We start from the raw sequence: 20,172 nt of genomic DNA on the forward strand, positions 1-20,172 counted from the left end.
CAAATTTATATGCATTAAATTGAGTAACTGAAACAATAAGAACAGCATAGGTTATATTATGTATATCTGTTCTTTTTTATTTGAACGAATAAATTTTCAATTGAACTAATAGATTTGTAGGAGTGGGTTTTATGAATTGCTATGATAACGCTATATGCGAGAGGATAAAAACAATTACCGCTGAAGCGGAGAACTATATCAATTTAATATATGCAGCTCCCTGTATATACACCAGAAATATGCTTCTGTACCAACTCAGGGCAAAAATGAACGAGATTGATTTTTTAAGTGGCATGATATGCTGCCAGATGAACCAGATGCAGGTAAGCTCTTCAGCGTTGCCACAACAGAACCAGCAGAACCAAAGAGACCTTACACTTCAGGAACTGTCGAAGTTTAACGGGAAAGATGGAAATCCTGCTTATGTGGCAGTAAACGGAACAGTATATGATGTCACAAAGAATGCTGCCTGGGCTGCTGCATCACACTTTGGCCTTACGGCGGGAAAAGACTTAACAAGTGAATTTGCCTCATGCCATGCAGGACAGACCATATTAAACAAATTAAAAGTAGTAGGGAAGTTGATTTGATGAATACAACACAGACTTGTCCGGAGTATGCTGTCCGTCTTCAGACAGCATCGGATTTATTTAATAAAGTTGAAGGTGAAATCAGGAATGGTACCTTGGTTAAGAAGAATCTGGTTTGGCTCGAATTAACAGGTTGTTCAGGCAATATCATTTCACTTTTGGATGGGTCAAATCCTGATTTCAAATATTTAATCTCTCAGATGACCGACTTTGTCTATGATAATAGCTTGATGGCAGCTGAAGGTGAAAGTGCCATGGAGAAATTAATGGACACTACTGATAAAGAGTATATTCTTGCAGTAGAGGGAGCGGTGGCAACTAGAAACAACGGTCTATATAATGTTATCGGCCGCTGGAAGGGCGAGCCGGTTACTGCCCTTAAGGCAATCAAGATGCTGGGAGAAAAAGCTTCACATGTTATAGCGCTTGGGGCTTGTGCCACTCATGGGGGTGTTTCTGCAGCTAAACCAAATCCTGCCGATTGTGTCAGTGTTCAAAGTGTACTAAAAAGAAAGGTCATAAAGCTTCCGGGATGCCCTTGCCATCCGGACTGGTTTTTAGGAACACTGGCACATATCCTTCTATATGGTGAACCCGAGCTTGACAGCAGAGATAGACCGTTATTGTTTTACAGTACCTTAATCCATGACCGCTGTCCAAGAAGGTCATTTTTTGATAAAGGAATTTTTGCAAAAAAACTGGGAGAAAGCACCTGCATGTTCAAGCTGGGTTGCAGGGGACCTGTTACCCGTATAGATTGCCCGATACGAAAATGGAATCAATATGTTAACTGGCCCATCGAGGATGACACACCATGCATAGGCTGTGCCCAGTTCGGATTTCCAGATCAAATGGAACCGTTCATCACCTATAACACTACAAGAGGGGTAAAGGAATGACAAAGAGGATTGTTATAAACCCGGTTACTCGAATCAGCGGGTTCATGGAGATCGATGCAACAATTGAAAATAATACAGTAGTGGATGTTAAAACAGAGGGACTGCTTTTCCGTGGGTTTGAAAAAATGCTTGTAGGAAGAAATCCTTTTGATGCTGTATATTTTACGCAGCGCATCTGCGGCATATGCTCTACAGCCCACTCCATGGCATCAACCCTTGCGCTTGAAGCAGCGATGTGTGTAATTCCAACCGAGCAAGGAAGGTATCTGCGTGATATCCTTCATGGGTGTGAGTTTCTACAAAATCATATCAGACATTTTTATCAGTACACCATCCCTGATTTCGTTAGGCTGCCAGACAAGTACCCGCTATACGTGACGGATCATAATGATTTCAGACTTCCTAAACACAAAAATGACGAGATAGCTTCACACTATTTCGAGTCCCTGGATATAAGCAGAAATGCTCATGAAATGCTGGCAGTACTCGGCGGGAAGGCACCACATAATCATGGGATTTTTGTGGGTGGAATTACTACTCAGGCAACGACTGACAGAATTATCAAAATCAAATCCATATTACATAGCATACAGCAATTTATAGTCAGTAGAATGATACCGGATGCTTACACCATTGCTCAATATTACAGTGACTACTACAAGATGGGCGGAGGCTATGGAAACCTTCTGAGCTATGGCTGTTTTAACGGATATAAGGAGCTTGGGACTCTTTATGTTAATCCCTTGGTCTACTCACAGGGAAAGGTGAATGTGTTTAATCCTTGTGAAATAACTGAGGAGATTGATTACTCATGGTACCAAGATAAGATGGATGAGTATAAGCCTATGGATACAGTGCCGGAAGCAGATATGAGCAAAAGGCAGGCGTATTCCTGGGTAAAGGCTCCCCGGTATAATGGGTTGCCCTATGAAGTAGGACCACTGGCAAGACAATGGCTCTCCGGTGAATATAGAAATGGAATATCAACAATGGATAGAACTATTGCGAGGGTTCTGGAAGCAAAGAAAATCGCTGAAATCATCAGCATACTTATAGAAAACTTAATTCCTGGAGTATCTGTACAGAAGGAATATGCTATTCCAACTTCCTCCTCAGGGGCAGGTCTTATAGACACAACAAGGGGAGCTCTTGGACATTGGCTTAAAATTGATAAAGAAAAGCTTTCTTTTTATCAGATAATAACCCCTTCTGCATGGAACCTTTCCACAAGGGGGAATAACAATTTAAGAGGAACCGCTGAACAAGCATTAGTGGGTACTGTAATACAGAGAATTGACAACCCGGTTGAACTGGGGAGGATCATCCGTTCCTTTGATCCTTGCGTATCCTGTGCAACCCATGTGTATTCAAAGGGGGAGTGTATTAAAAGCATACAGGTGATACCATGAAAGAAGTGATTGTCCTTGGAATCGGAAACCGGTTAATGCTGGATGACGGGATTGGTGTGTATGTAGTAGAAGAGTTGGAAAAGAGAAACACAAATCCCGATATCCGCTATGTCATTGGAGAAACTGATACTTATTTTTGTTTGAATCAAATCGAAAATGCATCCTATATAATTATTGTGGATGCAGCTTGTTTTAGTAAAGGGCCCGGAGAAATAAGTATCATTCCTCTTGAGCAAGTCTTTAAAAATCCCATACAACCAATGTCAATTCATGACTCACATTTACTCAGCGAAATTGAAATTACAGGTAAAAGCATTGAAGGTCTGTTTATTGGCCTTGAACCATATGAGATTAAGTATTCCTTTGGTTTGTCAGCAATTCTTCAGGAACAGTATTTTAAAATTGTTGAGGAAATAGAAAACATAATTAATTCCCATATTCTATAAGGACGCATTTATAATCCTGACGCAAGAACCTTTTTAATCTTCTCTGCATAAAATATTATGTAAAGTTATAACGAGGAGGATTCTTTTATGCAGAGTTATAGCAGTATGCCCTATATGCCGCCTTGCATGATGCAAAATCAATATCAGATGCCGCAAACTGCACCGGAAATGATGATGCCTGTACAATATCAGATGCCGAATAATCCCCAGACTATGGCTGGATTAGAAGAATACACTTATCCCCAAAATGTTCCTGGTGCTTTAAAGCTAATCCAGGAAGCTGTTGCCGGGGAAGCGGAAGATAGAATGTTTTATCAATACCTGATTGATAATGCACCTTCTGAAGAAGACAAAGAAATAATCATGGGGATTCGTGATGATGAAATCCGTCATTTCAGCCTATTCAGACAGGTTTATTTTCAATTGACAGGACGGATGCTGCCGCCACCACAGGATGTAACCTTTGAGAAGCCTGCATCCTACTGTGAAGGAGTAAAAAGAGCTCTTAAAGGAGAACAAAACGCTGTGAGAAAATACAGAAAGATACTCTATGCGTTGCAGGATAGGGTTCAAATCAATATCCTAACGGGGATTATTACTGATGAGATAAGGCATGGAATCTTATACAGTTATTTGTATTCAAAAAACGGATGCAGGGTGTAGTGCTTCTGTACACATATTTATAAGCTGCTGGTGGAAGTTAAAGCATTTCACATAGTGGCTTATTTACATATATTGATTGTGAATTTTCATGTCAGCCTGAGTATATTATGGTACAATTATTTTTATTGGACTTTTGATACTTTCAATATTTTTTGAGACAGGATAATTATATGGATAAAAAAACAGAACAATCAATGATTAACTATAATAAAATAGCTGCAGAATATGATAATACCTTTGATGGTAGATTTACCAAAGGATTCAAAGAGGAAATAGCCAATGTGATTCACCTTAACAACTCTTTCAAAGTTCTTGATGTTGCATGTGGTAATGGCAACATGCTGAAAATGCTTTCAGGGAAAAATAGAATTCAAGCCTATGGAGTGGATATTTCCGAAAACATGATTAAGGAAGCTAAGTGTAGATATCCAGAAATGCAGTTTGTCTCGTCAAACAGTTCAAAATTGCCCTTTGAAGATTCTTTCTTTGATGTAATAACGGTTTGTGCAGCATTTCATCATTTTACAGAGCCACAAAGGTTTGCATCTGAGGCGAAAAGGGTTCTAAAGCCAGGTGGGTACATCTATTTGGCTGATATACATATGCCTCCTATTGCAAGACAATTAGCAAATCTTGTTCTTCCGCATTTGAAAATGGGCGATGTAAAAGTATATGGAAAGAATGAACTTATGGCGTTCTTTCAAGAACAAGGGTTTGTCAATCTGAAAGTTAAGAAATTTGGTATGTTTGGGCAAGTGCTTATAGGCATGAGATAGATAAGTGTTTTTTGGGGATTTTGGAACTTTAAAAAACTTTTGACAAAGATTGAAATTTTGTGATATATTTATTTAAGAATTGAGACCAAGAAGGTTTCAGCAGTATTGATTGATTCAAAACAAATATAAAAGCAGACCCATGAAGGGGCTAAGATTTATTACACCCTTCATGGGTATTTTATTTTGTAAAGGAGTCGATAGTATGCATATGGCTGATGCCTTGATTTCACCAGTAGTGGGTGGAACCATGCTTGCTGTTACTGTTGGAGTTGCAGCATATTCAATCAAAAAAATTCAAAACGATCTTGATGAAAAGAAAATCCCACTCATGGGAGTTATGGGAGCATTTGTATTCGCAGCTCAAATGATTAACTTTTCAATACCCGGAACAGGGTCAAGCGGACATCTCGGAGGAGGTATGTTGCTTGCAATATTGTTAGGACCCTATGCTGGTTTTCTAACAATGGCTTCAATTCTACTTATTCAGGCATTATTCTTTGGTGACGGTGGATTGCTTGCATATGGGTGCAATGTATTTAACCTTGGATTTTATACCTGCTTCATTGCCTATCCTTATATTTACAAGTGGTTTACACGAAAAGGTGTGAATTCAAAAAGGATTTTTGGGGCATCAATGACTTCTGCACTGATTGGTCTCCAAATGGGAGCCTTTAGCGTTGTACTTGAAACGCTATTTTCAGGAAAGACTGAATTGCCTTTTGGAACATTTGTCCTTTTAATGCAACCAATACACCTTGGGATAGGTGTTGTTGAAGGTCTTGTAACATCAGCGATTGTTACTTTTGTCTGGAGGGCAAGACCTGAAATCATTGAAAAAGCGGCTATTGGAGAAGCTCTTGGAAACATATCTATAAAGAAAGTTTTGACGGGACTGTTGATTGCAGTAGTTGTGGTTGGTGGTGCCCTTTCATGGTTTGCTTCTTCAAACCCTGATGGACTTGAATGGTCTATGTTTAAAACCGCAGGGAAAACTGAACTTGAAGCACAAGATGGAATACATAAAACATTGTCTGAAGTACAAAGCAAAACAGCATTTTTACCTAATTACAGCTTTAAAACAAATGAAGGTGAAAATAGTGAAAATCAAGCGACAGAAGAAAATGCATGGCCTTCAGTTAATGCAGGCACAAGTGTTTCCGGCATAGTGGGTGGAACAATGACACTTGCATTGGCAGCATTAATGGGGCTAATTATTAGCATGACCAAAAGGAAGAAAAGAAAAGTTACCGCATGATTAAAGCTGGGCTGGTCGCAAGCAAGTATGCTTGCTGCTCGCCCATGCATCCTGGGCGGGGCATAAAACCCTGCCCTTAAATTTTGTATAGGATTTGGTTTTATATGTCTAAGATGATAAGTTCATTATATAATATGAGGCTTCTGGATGATTTGGCGCAGAAGGAATCTTCCATACATAGAGTGCATCCACTTGTTAAGCTTGTAACCACAATAGTTTATTTGGTTATGGTTGTTTCATTTGGAAGGTATGAAATTGGAAGCCTTTTGCCTTATGTTTTTTATCCGGTACTAATTTTTACATTTGCGGAATTACCTGTAGCTCCAATTCTAAAAAGGGTTTTGCTTGTCGAGCCTTTTATTATTGGAATAGGTATCTTGAATCCGTTGTTTGATAATTATACTCTGTTGATTGGCGGAGTTGCCATATCACGAGGCTGGATTACATTCCTTTCAATTTTTATAAAATGTGGTTTGACGGTTGTAGTCAGCATACTGCTTGTTGCAACTACAGGAATGGATAAACTGGCTACAGCATTAAGAATGCTCAAAATCCCTAAGATTTTTGTTTTACAACTACTATTAACCTATAGGTATATTTCTGTACTTATTGAAGAGGTTTTCAGAATGCAGCGGGCTTATACTATGAGGGCACCCGGACATAAAGGAGTTCATAGAAATGTTTGGGGTTCTTTTGCAGGGCAATTGATACTAAGAACTTTTGAAAGAGCACAAAGAGTACATCAATCAATGAGTTTGAGAGGCTTTACAGGCGAATACAACACTGGAAATGTTTCAAGGGTTGGCTTGAAAGATTTTGCTTATCTGACAGGATGGAGTTTATTTTTTATTATAGCGAGAATTTACAATATACCTATGTTGATAGGTTCGTTGTTTACAGGAGTGATTAAATAGATGAGTCATCATAAACTTGAGGTAAAAAACCTTTATTTTTCATATCCAGATGGACATGAAGCGGTCAAGAATATATCCTTTACAATTCATCATGGTGAATCTGTTGGTATTATTGGTGCCAATGGAGCTGGGAAGTCCACTCTGCTAATGTTACTGATGGGTGTCCTCTTTCCGGATAAAGGTGAAGTTCTTGTTGGAGATATTCATGTGACTAAAAAGACATTGCCAATGATAAGGCAGCGGCTGGGAATGGTTTTCCAAGACCCCGATGATCAGTTGTTTATGACCTCTGTTTTTGATGATGTAGCCTTTGGTCCACGAAATTACAAACTTGATGAATCGGAAGTGGAAAGCAGAGTACTAGAAGCTTTGGAGTTGGTGGGAATACCCCATTTAAAAAATCGTGCACCTTTTAAATTATCAGGCGGTGAAAAAAGGTCTGCAGCTATTGCTACTGTTTTATCAATGCAGTCTGATGTATTGATTATGGATGAGCCAACATCAGCTTTAGATCCGAAGTCAAGACGGAGAGTCATGGCTTTGTTGAAAAGCTTTGAACATACAAAAATCATAACCAGCCATGATTTAGACATGATGTTTGAGACTTGTAAAAGAATTATTGTGATAAAAGAAGGCGAAGTTGTCGCAGATGGAGCAACAGTAGATGTTTTAACAAACGCCGAATTGCTGGACAACTGCGGATTAGAAGTCCCTCTTTCTATTCAAAATTGTCCTGCTTGCGGGATTTCAAAGAAATGATTTGATTCCAATAATCCAATCATTTTGCTTGTTTTTTTGCTATAATATAGTTGAAAGATTTATGATTGGAGTGAAACGAATTGAGAATCGCAGTTATAGATGGTCAAGGTGGAGGTATTGGGAAGGCAATTGTTGAAAAACTAAGAGTTTGCTTTGGCGATGAAATAGAAATACTTGCTCTAGGAACTAATGCTCTTGCCACTGCCCTTATGCTAAAGTCTGGAGCTAATGAGGGAGCTTCTGGTGAAAATGCTATTGTTGTAAATGCTCCTAAAGTTGATTTGATTATTGGAAGTATCGGAATAATTTCTGCCAATTCAATGCTTGGAGAATTATCGCCTTTGATGGCTAAGGCTGTTGCAGAAAGTTCGGCTAAAAAGGTTTTGATACCATTAAACAGATGTAATATTTTTGTGGCTGGAGTAAAAAGCGAGCCACTTCCCCATTTTATAGAAGATGCTATTGAAATGATTAGGAGCTTTATGGGAGGTAATTAAGATGTGTGAAGCAAATGTTTATTTATTAGGTAAAGATGGAAACGAAAGACTAGTATTAGAATCAGTAGACAAAGTTGTTCCTTCGGGAGAAGAAGTTTTACTTGAGAATATTTTTAGTCAAAGAAAAACTGTGAAGGCAAGAATTAAAGAAATGGCATTAGTAGAGCACAGAATTGTACTAGAGGAAGAATGAAATTCAAAAGTTAAAGACATTTTAATGAATAACTGCCTAAATCCGCAGGTAATGGTGTGATTAACATCATCACCTGCGGATTTCTTGTTCTTTAGAATTTACAATTTTACAAATCACATTGACAACTATCGATGTGAGTGATACTATTATTTTATCATATCGAGAACATTCGATGTTATCGAAGTATATAAATATAATGGAGGCGATTTTATGAAGCACTCGCATGCTGAATATGTTCCTGCGTTTAAGGCATTATCAGATGAGACCCGATTAAAGATTATTGATATGTTATCATGTGGAGAAATGTGTGCTTGTGACATTTTGGAAAAATTCAGCATATCCCAATCAACTCTTAGTTATCACATGAAAACCCTTGTAGATAGTGGACTTGTAAATGGAGTTCGCGATGGCGCTTGGATGAGATATACGCTTAACAAAGAGAATTCAGATGTAGTTCTCTCATTTTTAACTGAGATAACAAATGAAAAGGAAGATTGTATTTGCAAGAAAAATGGAAACAAAGATTGTAATATTTAATTATTTAATTTAAAGGAGAGATTTTATTATGAAGAAAATTGAGATTTTTGACCCTGCAATGTGTTGTTCTACAGGAGTTTGCGGACCCTCTATTGACCCTGAACTTATGAGAATTGCGACAACTATTAATACACTTAAGGAAAAAGGAATTATCATCAAAAGACATGGTTTATCCAGTGAGCCTCAGGATTTTATTTCTAACAAAGTTATAAGTGATATTCTTCAAAAAGAGGGAGCGGACGTTTTACCTGTTACTATTGTAGATGGTGAAATTGCTAAAACGAAAGATTATCCTACTAATGAGGAACTTACAAAATGGTTGGAAGTAGAAATAAACACAGAGAAACCTAAGAAAAGTGGAGGCTGCTGTTGCGGACCTAAGGGGTGTTGTTAGGATGAACACCATGTTTGAAGTCTTTAATATAGATAAAATAAATCTAACAAAATACTTGTTTTTCACTGGAAAAGGCGGTGTAGGTAAAACCTCAACCGCTTGTGCCGTTGCTGTAAATTTGGCGGATAAAGGAAACCGGGTTCTTCTTATTAGTACAGACCCGGCATCGAATTTACAGGATGTTTTCAATACAGAACTTGATGGCAAAGGAGTCCCAATCGATGGTGTCCCAGGTCTTACTGTTGCTAATCTTAATCCGGAGGAAGCAGCTAGAGAATATAGGGAGTCAGTTATTTCTCCTTACAGGGGAAAACTGCCGGATAGTGTTATCGTAAATATGGAGGAGCAGCTTTCAGGTTCATGCACTGTGGAGATAGCAGCTTTTGACCAGTTTTCAAACTTTATAACAGATAAGTCAACAGAAAATAAATATGACTATATCATTTTTGATACTGCTCCAACAGGACATACCCTTCGTATGCTTCAGTTACCTTCAGCTTGGAGTAATTTCATCAGTGAAAGTACCCATGGTGCATCTTGCTTAGGGCAGTTATCAGGGCTTGAAGCTAAAAAAGGTATATATAAGGAAGCTGTATTAAACCTTTCAGATAAGGATAAAACAACATTGATTCTTGTTTCTAGACCTGAGGAAACTCCATTACTTGAAGCTGAACGTTCAAGTCTTGAACTTAGCGATTTAGGCATTAATAATCAGCTTCTAATTATAAATGGAGTTTTGGGTGAAGCTTCTGATGTATTATCAAATAAAATATTTGATAAACAGCAAAATGCCATAAGTAGTATGCCTGAAGGACTAAAGAAATTTAAGACATATACACTTCCACTTCGTTCCTACAATATTTTAGGTCTCGATAAAATAAGAGCATTTTTCAACAATGACAGCTACAAAAACATTAACATGGAAATAAAATCAAATGAATTAAAGCATATCAATGCTTTAATTGATGATATTTATACAACTGGGAAAAAGGTTGTTTTCACCATGGGCAAGGGTGGGGTTGGAAAGACAACTATTGCAGCGACAATAGCAATTGCTCTGGGTAAAAAAGGTGTTAAGGTGCACCTGACTTCTACTGACCCGGCAGACCATCTTAAATATGTCATAGAAGGTGCTGAAAATATAACCCTCAGCAAAATTGATGAAAAGCAAGAGTTACTAAAATATCAAAATGAGGTGTTGAGCAAGGCACGTGAAACTATGAGTGAGGATGACATTGCATATGTCGAAGAGGATTTGAGATCTCCTTGCACTCAAGAGATTGCTGTGTTCAGAGCATTTGCTGAAATAGTTGATAAGTCCGAGAAAGAGGTTGTAGTTATCGATACAGCACCGACCGGGCATACTCTTTTGCTGCTTGATTCTACACAAAGTTATCACAGAGAGGTTCAAAGAACAAAGGGTGAAACTCCTGTGTCAGTTCAGAGATTACTACCAAGACTTAGAGATGACAAACTAACTGAAGTGGTTATTGTTACTTTACCTGAGGCTACACCTGTATTTGAAGCCATGAGACTCAAAGAAGACTTAGGTCGTGCCGGGATAAAAAACAATTGGTGGGTTGTTAATCAATGTCTTTCAATGACAGATACGAAAAATCCAATGCTAATTGCTCGCGCTGAAGCTGAAACCCAGTGGATCGAAAAAGTAAATGGTATAAGCGCAGGAAACTTTGTGGCAATACCGTGGCTTGAGGATGCTTCAATTGAGCGTATTATTAAAAGTATATAGAAGGGAATGTTATTCAAATGGAAAATGAAAATAAAGCGAGATTGTCGTTTTTAGACAGGTTTTTAACACTTTGGATTTTTATCGCAATGGCTATAGGCGTTGTAGGGGGATACTTCTTCCCGGATTTAGCAAAATCACTTAGTAATTTTAGTACAGGAACAATTTCATGGCCGATAGCAATTGGTCTAATAATTATGATGTATCCGCCCCTTGCAAAAGTTAAGTATGAAGAGATTGGCAAGGTTGTTCAAAATAAAAAAGTATTTACGTTTTCACTTATTCAAAACTGGATCATTGGACCCATTTTAATGTTTGGTTTAGCAGCCTTAATGCTAGGGGATAAACCTGGTTTTGCCATTGGGCTTGTTATAATAGGCCTTGCAAGATGTATTGCAATGGTTATAGTTTGGAATACCCTTGCCAAAGGTGATAATGAATACTGTGCGGCATTGGTAGCTCTAAATTCTATATTCCAAATACTTTTATATACTGTGTATATTTATTTCTTTGCAACCCTTCTTCCTAAATGGTTAGGTCTTTCATGGGGAGGTCAGGTTGTTGATGTATCCATGATGGAAGTTGCAAAAAGTGTGCTTATCTATCTTGGTATTCCTTTTGCTGCTGGATTTATAACAAGGCTTGGTTTAATTAAGGCTAAAACAAAAGAGTGGTATGAAAACGTTTTTATTCCCAAAATATCTCCGCTGGCTTTAATAGCCTTGCTTTATACAATTGTAATCATGTTCATTACTAAAGGAGAACAGATCATTAAAAATCCCGGTGATGTAATCCGAATTGCTATACCATTATTGATATACTTTGCAATTATGTTCTTTGTAAGCTTCTATATGTCTTACAAGGGTGGATTTAAATATGATCAGACGGTAACCCTGGCATTTACAGCTGCAAGTAATAATTTTGAATTGGCAATTGCTGTTGCGGTAGCAGTATTTGGTATTGCATCGGATGTTGCTTTCACTGCAGTTATTGGACCACTTGTTGAAGTTCCAGTAATGATAGCTTTGGTAAATGCGGCACTTTTCTTCAGAAAGAAGTTTTTTGCTGATAACGGAGTGCCAAAAAAGGTGGGGACATGAGATTTGCGGTTTTAGGTGATGTTCACAGCAATATTGTTGCCCTCGAAAATGTATTAAAGGATATCGATAGTAAGAAGGTTGATTTCGTTTTATCAACTGGAGATCTGGTGGGTTATTTACCTTTTCCAAATGAAGTGGTTGAGATGGTTAGGAAAAGAGGAATTCTTTCCATTCAGGGAAATCATGATAAATATATAGGTTCCTGCGTGAGGGTGAATTCAGAAATTATCAGTAGAATGTCAGAACAGGAACTGGTTTCAAATGCGTCTGCTGCATTTACCAATATGACACTTACAGATGAAAATAGAAGATATTTAAGAAACATGCCAAGTAAATTACAACTTACCATTAAAAATAAGATTGTTTTATTAGTTCATGGAAGTCCTGAAAGAATTGATGAATATGTCTATGATGATGTTGAAAAGCTGAAAGTCCTTGCAGAACAGTCAGAGGAGGATATTATTATCTGCGGACATACGCATATACCTTTTCATAGAGAAATAATTGTCAAGCACTTTATAAATGCTGGGTCAGTAGGAAAGCCAAAGCATGGGAATGCAAATGCGACTTATGTGATTGTTGATATTTCTAAAGATAATATTTTTGTTGATATAATCGAGGTTAAATATGAGGTTGAAAAGATAATAAAGGTAGTGGAACAAGGTAATATGTTTGATAAAAAGCTTTGTGACATGCTGTTAAAGGGTTATTGATGAAGGAGGAATTGTGTATGAGGATACTGATTATTGGTGCGGTTGCTGCTGGAACATCGGCAGCCGCCAAAGCAAGAAGAAATAGCGAGGATGCAGAAATAATTATATATGAAAAAGATAGCTTCATTTCATACTCAGGGTGCGGTATGCCATACTACTTAGGTAAGCATATTGAAAAGGCTGAAGAATTGACTCCGCGTGATCCTGAATTTTTTAGAAGTAAATACAATGTTGATATACGAACAAGGCACGAGGTTTTATCAATTGAACCATCAAAAAAGGAATTGAAAGTTAGGAATCTGGAAACAAATGAAGTATTTTCTGATAACTACGACAAGCTTGTTCTTGCGACAGGTGCCAAGTCTGTTATTCCTCCCATTCCAGGAGTTGAAAAAAGTAATGTTTTTACCTTGCGAAATATTATAGACATGAATAAGATAGCCACATATATCGCTGAAAATATTCCACAAAAAGCAGTGATTGTTGGAACAGGCTTTATAGGCTTGGAAGTATGTGAAAACTTGTCCGATATTGGTTTAGAGGTAACTCTGGTGGAGAAGCTGCCACAAGTGACACCGGGACTCGATTCGGATATGGCAGTATATGTTGAAGCGCATCTAAAAAGCAAAGGTGTTAAGGTTTTAACAAATAGCGGAGTGATAGAGATAAGTGATAATGAGGTGTTTCTATCAAACGGAGAAAAAATACCAGCGGATATAATTATTATAGCTACCGGTGTGAGACCAAATGTTGAACTTGCAAAATCTGCAAACCTTGAACTTGGTCACACTGGAGCCATCAAGGTAAATAAAATGATGCAGACAAGTGACTCAGATATTTATGCCTGTGGTGATTGTATTGAGCAATATCAGCTTGTGACAGGTAAACCAGTTTATAGACCACTTGGTTCTACTGCCAATAAAACAGGAAGAATTGCCGGAGATTGTGTTACAGGGGGCTCCCTTGAATTCAGAGGAGTTCTTGGTACAGGGATTTTTAAGATGTTTGATTTGGCTGTCGCGCAGACAGGATTATCAGAACGTGAAGCAATAGAGCTGGGATTGGATGTCCAGGTGTGCCATAATATTAAGCCTAATAAACCTGAATACATGGGTGGTAAAGAGATTGTCATCAAGGCTGTTGCCGATAGAAACACTGGTAGACTTTTGGGCGTACAGATTATTGGCGAAGATGGAGTCGATAAGAGAATTGATGTATTTGTCACAGCTATAACCTTTGGGGCTAAAGCAGAGGACTTGTTCCATCTGGACTTGGCTTATGCACCACCCTTCTCAACCACAAAAGACCCTGTCATGTATACGGGTATGATTCTTGACAATGCAATTAATAAGGGACGCCCATTAATTACAGCCAAGGAGCTTGATACTCTTATTACTTCCGGTGAAAAATATAATTTGGTGGATGCAAGAGTTTCAAAGCAATATGATAAAGACCATGTTGATACGGCTGTTAATATTCCACATGAAAAATTAAGAAACCGAGTTGAAGAAATGGACAAAGATTTAATCACAATTACATACTGCAATAAAGGTGTTACAGGCAATGCAGCTCAGAATATACTGATTAACAAGGGATTTAATAGGGTATACAATATCTCGGGAGGACACAAAACTTTTAGTAAATGGAGGTCAAATGGTAATAGTTCAAAATAAAGTAAAGGGTGTTCAAACCTTTTGGCAATAATCAAACCTTTTAGCGGAAATTCTATACTTTTTAGCGTTAATCAAACCTTTTAGCAGAACTCGATTTCCGTTAAATTGTATCAAAATTATAGTTATTAGACAAATAATAACAAACTTTTTAATACAATGCAAAGTCACTGATTTCAGTGGCTTTCGTTGTTTTATGGGCAATCTCTAAACAAAATTTTGCTCGTTTTGCTCTTGTTTGAGGTCTTTTTTTAAAGATAATGCATACCCCTATTCAAAAATCTTAAATTTTGAATAGGGGTATGCATTATCTTTAATGAACCTGGACTGGGGCTGCGAAAGCATTGGAAACTGGCCTTATGAATTGTTTAGGTTGATTTTTATATAGCTTTTTAGCTTTAAAAGGTAATTGTGAAAGCCTTGTTCCGGGAGCAACAATACTGAACTCCTTACCACTATACCTTTCCTGCAAAGTCAATTTCTCTAATGGAATAACCTCTTTCTTTCATATCTTATAACTACACCAAAGCCTCCCTATAATATATATATATTTTGCTGTAAAGATGATTAAAATTGGCTAAGTCAAGATGTCCAAAGCCAGCTAAATCAGTTGCTATGGTTAAAAAATAGCATTTATTCAGAGAAGAGCCGATTATCCATTTTTTTTTTATATGTTTTCTTCTTATTTTTTCAATTTGTGGGCTATCGTATTTTTCAGAGTATTCCCAAAGACTTTTAAACTTAGCATCCTTTTTTAACTCATCTATCCACTTGTCAACTTCAAATTGTGAAGTCATAACATCACCTCTGAATACAGTATGTACATAAAACGAGTATTTTATTTCGTGAAATCTTTTCTTCTATTATGTGATTTTTGAAGGAGAACAAACTTAGCAAAAAAAATGACATAAAAAATTATAAAATTTTTTAAAAATATCTTGACAGAAAAAAATGAACTTAATAAAATATTATTAGCACTCGATGGCGTTGAGTGCTAATAAAGCGTTTTAATATTCCTTTTAACTTTTGATACTTATATTTATGGCGTTAATTCGTTATCGATATTTTATCTTAAAACTAGAGGGGGTTTTAAAGCGCTTTTTTGATTATGGAATATTAAAACGCATGAAATACTTAAAACGCAATTACGATGATGTTGTACAGAGGAGTGAAATGCTGATGACAAACAGGTTTGAGACAAAGCTTATCAGCTCTGACAGGCATTCCTATAGGGAGCTTTTTAAAAGGAATCCCGGCAATCCAATTCTCTCATCAAAGGATTGGCCCTATGCTGCAAATACAGTATTTAACCCTGCAGCAACCATGTATAACGGCAAGGTTCTGCTTCTGGCAAGGGTTGAGGATAGGAGAGGATTTTCTCATCTAACGAAGGCTGTCAGCGATGACGGTATAAACAATTGGGTGATAGATGAAAAGCCCACCCTCGAGCCTGATTCGGAGAGATATCCCGAGGAGGAATGGGGTATTGAGGACCCGAGGATTACCTGGGTGGAGGAGCTTAGGAAGTATGCTGTTGTATATACTGCCTACTCAAAAGGCGGCCCCTTGGTTTCAATGGCCTTAACGAAGGATTTTGAAAGCTATGAGAGATTGGGACCTGTAATGCCGCCGGAGGACAAGGATGCTGCACTGTTCCCGAAAAGAATTAACGGTAAATGGCTGCTTATACATAGACCCATTCCTGCACACCATGGACCGGGTGCTCATATATGGGTGTCACGGTCGGATGACCTTAAATATTGGGGAGAACACCAGATACTGATTGATGCAAGACAAGGCGGATGGTGGGATGCAAACAAGGTGGGACTTAACACACCTCCCCTTGAAACTCCTGAAGGCTGGCTCATACTTTACCATGGAGTACGACAGACTGCAGCCGGAGCCATATACAGGCTTGGACTCGCCCTTTTGGACCTTGAAAACCCCTTCAGGGTATTGCGGAGAAGTGATGAGTGGGTATTTGGCCCCCATGAGTTCTATGAAAGAGAAGGGGACGTAGATGATGTAGTGTTCCCCTGTGGGTGGGTATATGACGAAAAAACAGGGGAAATCAAGATGTATTATGGTGCAGCAGACACCTGTATTGCCATGGCAACCACCAATCTGAAGGATTTGCTGGAATATATCAAAAAGTGTCCTGAGCCAAAAGCTAATATGTAAAGCTTGTATTACACATAATGCAATAATGTAATTATATACTAACTGACTAAGATGGGAGGAATACATATGAAGGCATTATTTTTAGCAGGTGGGTTAGGAACCCGATTAAAACCAATTACAGATGACTTGCCTAAGCCAATGGTGCCAATTATGGGCAAGCCTCTTTTAGAAAGGAATATTGAAAACCTTAAAAAGCATGGTGTTGATGAGATTGTACTGAGCACCTGCTACAAGCCTCATAAAATTGAGAAGTATTTTGAAGACGGAAGAAAACTGGGAGTGAAAATCAGCTATATCTCCGAGGATGTGCCTTTGGGCACCGCTGGTGCAATCAAAAATGCACAGAGATTTTTCAATGACACCTTCCTGGTATTTAATGCAGATATCCTAAGCGACATTGATATCTCTGAAATGATACGTTTCCACAAGGAAAAGGGAGCCCTTGCAACCATTGCGGTAACGCAGGTTGACAATCCTTCAGCCTATGGAGTGATTGAGCATGATAAAAACGGATTCGTTACTGCCTTCAAGGAAAAGCCCCAGCCCCATGAAAGCAGCTCCAACCTGATCAATGCAGGTGTGTATATATTTGAACCGCAGCTTTTGGACGAAATTCCTTCTGGAAGGGCAGTGTCCATTGAAAGGGAAACATATCCGCTGCTCCTTCAAAAAGGATTTAAGATAGCAGTTTATAACCGGTGCTCCTATTGGCTTGACCTGGGTACACCCGAAAAATACCTTAAGGCTCATAATGATATCCTTGAAGGGAATTTGCAGATTGGTAACCATGACTTTAACAAAAATCTGCAATGCATCAGCAAGACGGCGAAGATAAGCCATAACGCAAAGATAATCGGGCCAGTGTATATAGGGGATAATGTTGAAATCGGCTCCTTTGCAGTTATAGGCCCGGATACTGCCTTGTGCGATGACTCTTCAGTTGGCATGGGTGCCAAGGTTGTAGGAAGTGTGGTCTGGGATCATGTTCATGTCGGAGGCGGAGCATCGGTTGTAAACTCAGTGGTTATGTCCAATTGCAGAGTTGATCGAAATAGTGAAGAGTATAATACTGTTTTGACAGAAAACTTCAGTCATCCGATAGCAGTGTAGAAAAGACAGCTTTAGCGAAAAAATGTGGACATTCCTCAACGTAAAAGGAATACTTTCAGAGAGGTGTGTCTCTTACAACAATAAAAAGGAGGTTTGGGCATGGTTTCAAACAGAATACGGAATGTGGCATTTTTAAGTACTTACCCTTCAAGGGAATGCGGACTTGCAACCTTTACCCAGGACCTTGTAAGGGAGCTTGATAACGTTAGTCTTTTAAATAAGCCAAAGGTTATCGCCGTGAGTAATAATGATTACAGCTACAGCGACAGGGTTATCATGGAGCTTTGGCAGCATGACAGGGAAAGCTATATCAACACAGCAGAGGCTATTAACAATTCAAATATAGAGCTTCTTGTAATAGAGCATGAGTACGGCATATTTGGTGGAGAGGCAGGCGAATACATACTTGACCTGGTTGACAACCTGCAAATACCATTTGTCACCACACTTCACACAGTACTTCCCAGACCTTCTGAAAAGCAAAGGGAAATACTGGAGCTGCTTGGCGAAAAAAGTGCTAAGATTATCACTATGGCAAAAAATACAAAGCCTATCCTTGAGAAGGTTTATGGTATAGACCCGTCAAAAATAGAGGTGATACACCATGGTGTACCCTACAGGATTCTCGAGTCAAGAGATACTCTGAAAGAAAAGCAAGGTCTTTCGGGTCGTAGCGTTGTCAGCACCTTCGGACTTTTAAGTCCAGGCAAAGGGCTGGAATATGGCATAGAAGCCATTGCAAAGGTGGCTAAGGAGCATAAGGACATTGTCTACCTGATTCTTGGACAGACACACCCATGTGTAAAAAAAGAGTCGGGCGAAGAATACAGGGAAAAGCTGATGGAATTGGTAGACAGGCTAGGAATAAAGGAGCATGTATGGTTTGTAGATAAATACCTTTCAAAGGATGAAATTATACACTATCTCCAGTTGTCGGACATCTACATGACACCGTACCTTGGAAAAGATCAAGCAGTCAGCGGAACCCTGGCTTACGCTGTCGGGTATGGAAGGGTCATAGTATCCACACCTTACAGTTATGCAAAGGAAATGCTTTCAGAGGGCAGAGGACTTCTGGCAGAGTTTAACGATGCCCATTCACTGGCAAGACATATCAAGTATGTATTAAAAAATCCAGAAGCTAAAAAGGAAATGGAAAGACGGACCTTGAGTGTTGGCAGGACTATGATGTGGGGTAATGTTGCAAATCATTATACAAAGCTCTTTATAGATACTCTTGAAGAAATGAAGCTTGTGGGCAGCATGGTGGTATGATGGGAAGGCTTTATATTAGTGAAGTTTTGAAGGACGACCACATCTTCCGGCTAACCGATGATACCGGAATGCTGCAGCACTCAAAATATTCCATTCCAGACCCGAACCATGGCTATACAACTGATGACAATGCCAGAGCATTGATTATGGCACTGATGCTGTATGGCAGATATGAAAAGAAGAAATACCTTGATCTTGTTTATAGGTATGCATCCTTTATATTAAACGCACAAAATAAAGAGGGCAAATTTAAAAACTTTATGAGCTATGACAGGAAATGGCTTGAGGAGGAAGGCTCGGAGGATTGCTTTGGTAGATGTCTGTGGGCGTTGGGATTTGCGCTTTTCAATGAATATACCCCTAAAGGGGTTAAGTACGGGCTTGCACATATACTAAAAAATGCGATGCCTCATGTGACTTCTCTCAATTCACCAAGGGCAAAGGCATATTCCATCATAGGTCTTTCCCACCTTGAAGGCGAAGATGCGAGAAGGCTTGTTTTTGAAGCAGCTCAGTCCCTTTGCCGCCAGTATGAGGAGTACAGGGACGGAGATTGGAAGTGGTTTGAGAATATTGTAGCATATTGCAATAATGTTCTTCCATGGTCGCTCATATCTGCTTACAGGGCTACAGGAGAAAAGAGATTTCTTGATATAGCCGAGGAAAGCCTGGAGTTTCTTGGCGGGGTAACCTTTAAGGATGGATATTTCAAGCCTGTAGGCTGTAATGGATGGCTTTTGAAGGGAGGGCACCCGGCTGAGTTCGATGAGCAGACGGTGGAAGCCTGTGAAGGAGTTTTAACCTATCTGGAGGCTTATGAAGCAACCGGAAAAAAGAAATATTTACATAAGGCGAAAAGCTGTCATGCATGGTACGAGGGTGTCAACTCCAAGGGAATCAGCCTTGTCGACAGCGAAACGGGAGGCTGCTATGACGGACTGACCCAGCAGGGTGTAAACCTGAATATGGGAGCGGAAAGCCTTGTTTCGTATGTAATATCGTATATGAAAATATCTGAGGTTAATGTGTGAGAAAAGGAGTGAG

The 20,172-nt window shown here is 38.8% G+C and carries 22 protein-coding genes; 21 read left to right on the top strand and 1 reads right to left on the bottom strand.

Annotated features, from left to right (window positions below; genetic code table 11):
• Positions 1–131 precede the first annotated feature (131 nt).
• From VIO64_RS01945 to VIO64_RS02025, 17 genes are all read left to right on the top strand, one after another.
• Positions 132–590 carry a cytochrome b5 domain-containing protein gene (locus tag VIO64_RS01945; protein WP_331914693.1) on the top strand — a complete coding sequence of 153 codons (459 nt, stop codon included), beginning with the start codon at positions 132–134 and terminating at the stop codon, positions 588–590.
• Positions 590–1,489, top strand: coding sequence for a hydrogenase small subunit (locus VIO64_RS01950; RefSeq protein ID WP_331914695.1), 900 nt, complete (start codon positions 590–592; stop codon positions 1,487–1,489). Before VIO64_RS01945 ends, VIO64_RS01950 begins: the two co-directional genes overlap by 1 nt.
• A complete protein-coding gene (locus VIO64_RS01955) occupies positions 1,486–2,898 on the top strand; it encodes a nickel-dependent hydrogenase large subunit (RefSeq protein ID WP_331914697.1) in 1,413 nt (470 codons plus the stop codon). The genes VIO64_RS01950 and VIO64_RS01955 overlap by 4 nt, the downstream gene beginning before the upstream one ends.
• On the top strand, positions 2,895–3,344 hold the full coding sequence (locus VIO64_RS01960) for a hydrogenase maturation protease (protein WP_331914699.1): 450 nt from the start codon (positions 2,895–2,897) through the stop codon (positions 3,342–3,344). Before VIO64_RS01955 ends, VIO64_RS01960 begins: the two co-directional genes overlap by 4 nt.
• 87 nt (positions 3,345–3,431) lie before the next feature.
• Positions 3,432–4,007, top strand: a complete 576-nt coding sequence (locus VIO64_RS01965; protein WP_331914701.1) for a ferritin-like domain-containing protein — start codon at positions 3,432–3,434, stop codon at positions 4,005–4,007.
• Between the two features lie 170 nt (positions 4,008–4,177).
• Entirely contained in the window at positions 4,178–4,783 is a 606-nt protein-coding gene (locus VIO64_RS01970) for a class I SAM-dependent methyltransferase (protein WP_331914703.1), read from the top strand.
• Positions 4,784–4,985: 202 nt separating this feature from the next.
• Entirely contained in the window at positions 4,986–6,038 is a 1,053-nt protein-coding gene (locus tag VIO64_RS01975; RefSeq protein ID WP_331914705.1) for an energy-coupling factor ABC transporter permease, read from the top strand.
• A gap of 104 nt (positions 6,039–6,142) precedes the next feature.
• On the top strand, positions 6,143–6,952 hold the full coding sequence (cbiQ, locus tag VIO64_RS01980; RefSeq protein WP_331914707.1) for a cobalt ECF transporter T component CbiQ: 810 nt from the start codon (positions 6,143–6,145) through the stop codon (positions 6,950–6,952).
• Positions 6,953–7,711 carry an ABC transporter ATP-binding protein gene (locus tag VIO64_RS01985; RefSeq protein ID WP_331914709.1) on the top strand — a complete coding sequence of 253 codons (759 nt, stop codon included), beginning with the start codon at positions 6,953–6,955 and terminating at the stop codon, positions 7,709–7,711. It abuts the gene before it with no gap.
• Positions 7,712–7,791: 80 nt separating this feature from the next.
• Positions 7,792–8,208, top strand: a complete 417-nt coding sequence (locus VIO64_RS01990; protein ID WP_331914711.1) for a DUF3842 family protein — start codon at positions 7,792–7,794, stop codon at positions 8,206–8,208.
• A gap of 1 nt (position 8,209) precedes the next feature.
• Positions 8,210–8,401, top strand: a complete 192-nt coding sequence (locus VIO64_RS01995; protein ID WP_331914713.1) for a CooT family nickel-binding protein — start codon at positions 8,210–8,212, stop codon at positions 8,399–8,401.
• A 210-nt stretch (positions 8,402–8,611) separates the two neighbouring features.
• A complete protein-coding gene (locus tag VIO64_RS02000) occupies positions 8,612–8,938 on the top strand; it encodes a metalloregulator ArsR/SmtB family transcription factor (RefSeq protein ID WP_331914715.1) in 327 nt (108 codons plus the stop codon).
• A gap of 28 nt (positions 8,939–8,966) precedes the next feature.
• A complete protein-coding gene (gene arsD / locus VIO64_RS02005; protein ID WP_331914717.1) occupies positions 8,967–9,332 on the top strand; it encodes an arsenite efflux transporter metallochaperone ArsD in 366 nt (121 codons plus the stop codon).
• Between the two features lie 10 nt (positions 9,333–9,342).
• Entirely contained in the window at positions 9,343–11,082 is a 1,740-nt protein-coding gene (gene arsA, locus VIO64_RS02010) for an arsenical pump-driving ATPase (RefSeq protein WP_331914829.1), read from the top strand.
• A 17-nt stretch (positions 11,083–11,099) separates the two neighbouring features.
• Positions 11,100–12,179, top strand: a complete 1,080-nt coding sequence (gene arsB, locus VIO64_RS02015) for an ACR3 family arsenite efflux transporter (protein WP_331914719.1) — start codon at positions 11,100–11,102, stop codon at positions 12,177–12,179.
• Positions 12,176–12,892, top strand: coding sequence for a metallophosphoesterase family protein (locus VIO64_RS02020; protein ID WP_331914721.1), 717 nt, complete (start codon positions 12,176–12,178; stop codon positions 12,890–12,892). The genes arsB and VIO64_RS02020 overlap by 4 nt, the downstream gene beginning before the upstream one ends.
• Before the next feature lie 17 nt (positions 12,893–12,909).
• A complete protein-coding gene (locus VIO64_RS02025; RefSeq protein WP_331914723.1) occupies positions 12,910–14,565 on the top strand; it encodes an FAD-dependent oxidoreductase in 1,656 nt (551 codons plus the stop codon).
• Positions 14,566–15,080: 515 nt separating this feature from the next.
• Here VIO64_RS02025 and VIO64_RS02030 read toward each other — a convergent pair.
• On the bottom strand, positions 15,081–15,359 hold the full coding sequence (locus VIO64_RS02030) for a hypothetical protein (RefSeq protein WP_010244785.1): 279 nt from the start codon (positions 15,357–15,359) through the stop codon (positions 15,081–15,083).
• A 382-nt stretch (positions 15,360–15,741) separates the two neighbouring features.
• Here VIO64_RS02030 and VIO64_RS02035 point away from each other — a divergent pair, with 382 nt between their 5' ends.
• The 4 genes from VIO64_RS02035 (at position 15,742) to VIO64_RS02050 (ending at position 20,159) form a co-directional block, all read left to right on the top strand.
• Positions 15,742–16,743, top strand: coding sequence for a glycosidase (locus VIO64_RS02035; RefSeq protein WP_010244782.1), 1,002 nt, complete (start codon positions 15,742–15,744; stop codon positions 16,741–16,743).
• A 66-nt stretch (positions 16,744–16,809) separates the two neighbouring features.
• Positions 16,810–17,853, top strand: coding sequence for a sugar phosphate nucleotidyltransferase (locus VIO64_RS02040; protein WP_010244779.1), 1,044 nt, complete (start codon positions 16,810–16,812; stop codon positions 17,851–17,853).
• Between the two features lie 99 nt (positions 17,854–17,952).
• Entirely contained in the window at positions 17,953–19,128 is a 1,176-nt protein-coding gene (locus VIO64_RS02045; RefSeq protein WP_010244776.1) for a glycosyltransferase family 4 protein, read from the top strand.
• Entirely contained in the window at positions 19,125–20,159 is a 1,035-nt protein-coding gene (locus VIO64_RS02050; protein WP_010244773.1) for a glycosyl transferase, read from the top strand. The genes VIO64_RS02045 and VIO64_RS02050 overlap by 4 nt, the downstream gene beginning before the upstream one ends.
• The last annotated feature ends 13 nt before the right edge of the window (positions 20,160–20,172 follow it).

Origin of the sequence: Pseudobacteroides sp., assembly GCF_036567765.1 — a bacterium.
Taxonomy (GTDB): domain Bacteria; phylum Bacillota; class Clostridia; order Acetivibrionales; family DSM-2933; genus Pseudobacteroides.

What these genes read in the sequence shown, in the direction of transcription:
- VIO64_RS01960 (WP_331914699.1), top strand. Translation starts at nt 2,895, where the DNA reads ATGAAAGAAGTGATTGTCCTTGGAATCGGAAACCGGTTAATGCTGGAT.
- VIO64_RS01995 (WP_331914713.1), top strand. Translation starts at nt 8,210, where the DNA reads ATGTGTGAAGCAAATGTTTATTTATTAGGTAAAGATGGAAACGAAAGA.
- cbiQ (WP_331914707.1), top strand. Translation starts at nt 6,143, where the DNA reads ATGTCTAAGATGATAAGTTCATTATATAATATGAGGCTTCTGGATGAT.
- VIO64_RS01965 (WP_331914701.1), top strand. Translation starts at nt 3,432, where the DNA reads ATGCAGAGTTATAGCAGTATGCCCTATATGCCGCCTTGCATGATGCAA.
- VIO64_RS02000 (WP_331914715.1), top strand. Translation starts at nt 8,612, where the DNA reads ATGAAGCACTCGCATGCTGAATATGTTCCTGCGTTTAAGGCATTATCA.
- VIO64_RS02035 (WP_010244782.1), top strand. Translation starts at nt 15,742, where the DNA reads ATGACAAACAGGTTTGAGACAAAGCTTATCAGCTCTGACAGGCATTCC.
- VIO64_RS02030 (WP_010244785.1), bottom strand. Translation starts at nt 15,359, where the DNA reads ATGACTTCACAATTTGAAGTTGACAAGTGGATAGATGAGTTAAAAAAG.
- VIO64_RS01985 (WP_331914709.1), top strand. Translation starts at nt 6,953, where the DNA reads ATGAGTCATCATAAACTTGAGGTAAAAAACCTTTATTTTTCATATCCA.
- VIO64_RS01950 (WP_331914695.1), top strand. Translation starts at nt 590, where the DNA reads ATGAATACAACACAGACTTGTCCGGAGTATGCTGTCCGTCTTCAGACA.
- arsA (WP_331914829.1), top strand. Translation starts at nt 9,343, where the DNA reads ATGTTTGAAGTCTTTAATATAGATAAAATAAATCTAACAAAATACTTG.
- arsB (WP_331914719.1), top strand. Translation starts at nt 11,100, where the DNA reads ATGGAAAATGAAAATAAAGCGAGATTGTCGTTTTTAGACAGGTTTTTA.
- arsD (WP_331914717.1), top strand. Translation starts at nt 8,967, where the DNA reads ATGAAGAAAATTGAGATTTTTGACCCTGCAATGTGTTGTTCTACAGGA.
- VIO64_RS02020 (WP_331914721.1), top strand. Translation starts at nt 12,176, where the DNA reads ATGAGATTTGCGGTTTTAGGTGATGTTCACAGCAATATTGTTGCCCTC.
- VIO64_RS01955 (WP_331914697.1), top strand. Translation starts at nt 1,486, where the DNA reads ATGACAAAGAGGATTGTTATAAACCCGGTTACTCGAATCAGCGGGTTC.
- VIO64_RS01975 (WP_331914705.1), top strand. Translation starts at nt 4,986, where the DNA reads ATGCATATGGCTGATGCCTTGATTTCACCAGTAGTGGGTGGAACCATG.
- VIO64_RS02045 (WP_010244776.1), top strand. Translation starts at nt 17,953, where the DNA reads ATGGTTTCAAACAGAATACGGAATGTGGCATTTTTAAGTACTTACCCT.
- VIO64_RS02025 (WP_331914723.1), top strand. Translation starts at nt 12,910, where the DNA reads ATGAGGATACTGATTATTGGTGCGGTTGCTGCTGGAACATCGGCAGCC.
- VIO64_RS01970 (WP_331914703.1), top strand. Translation starts at nt 4,178, where the DNA reads ATGGATAAAAAAACAGAACAATCAATGATTAACTATAATAAAATAGCT.
- VIO64_RS01945 (WP_331914693.1), top strand. Translation starts at nt 132, where the DNA reads ATGAATTGCTATGATAACGCTATATGCGAGAGGATAAAAACAATTACC.
- VIO64_RS02040 (WP_010244779.1), top strand. Translation starts at nt 16,810, where the DNA reads ATGAAGGCATTATTTTTAGCAGGTGGGTTAGGAACCCGATTAAAACCA.
- VIO64_RS02050 (WP_010244773.1), top strand. Translation starts at nt 19,125, where the DNA reads ATGATGGGAAGGCTTTATATTAGTGAAGTTTTGAAGGACGACCACATC.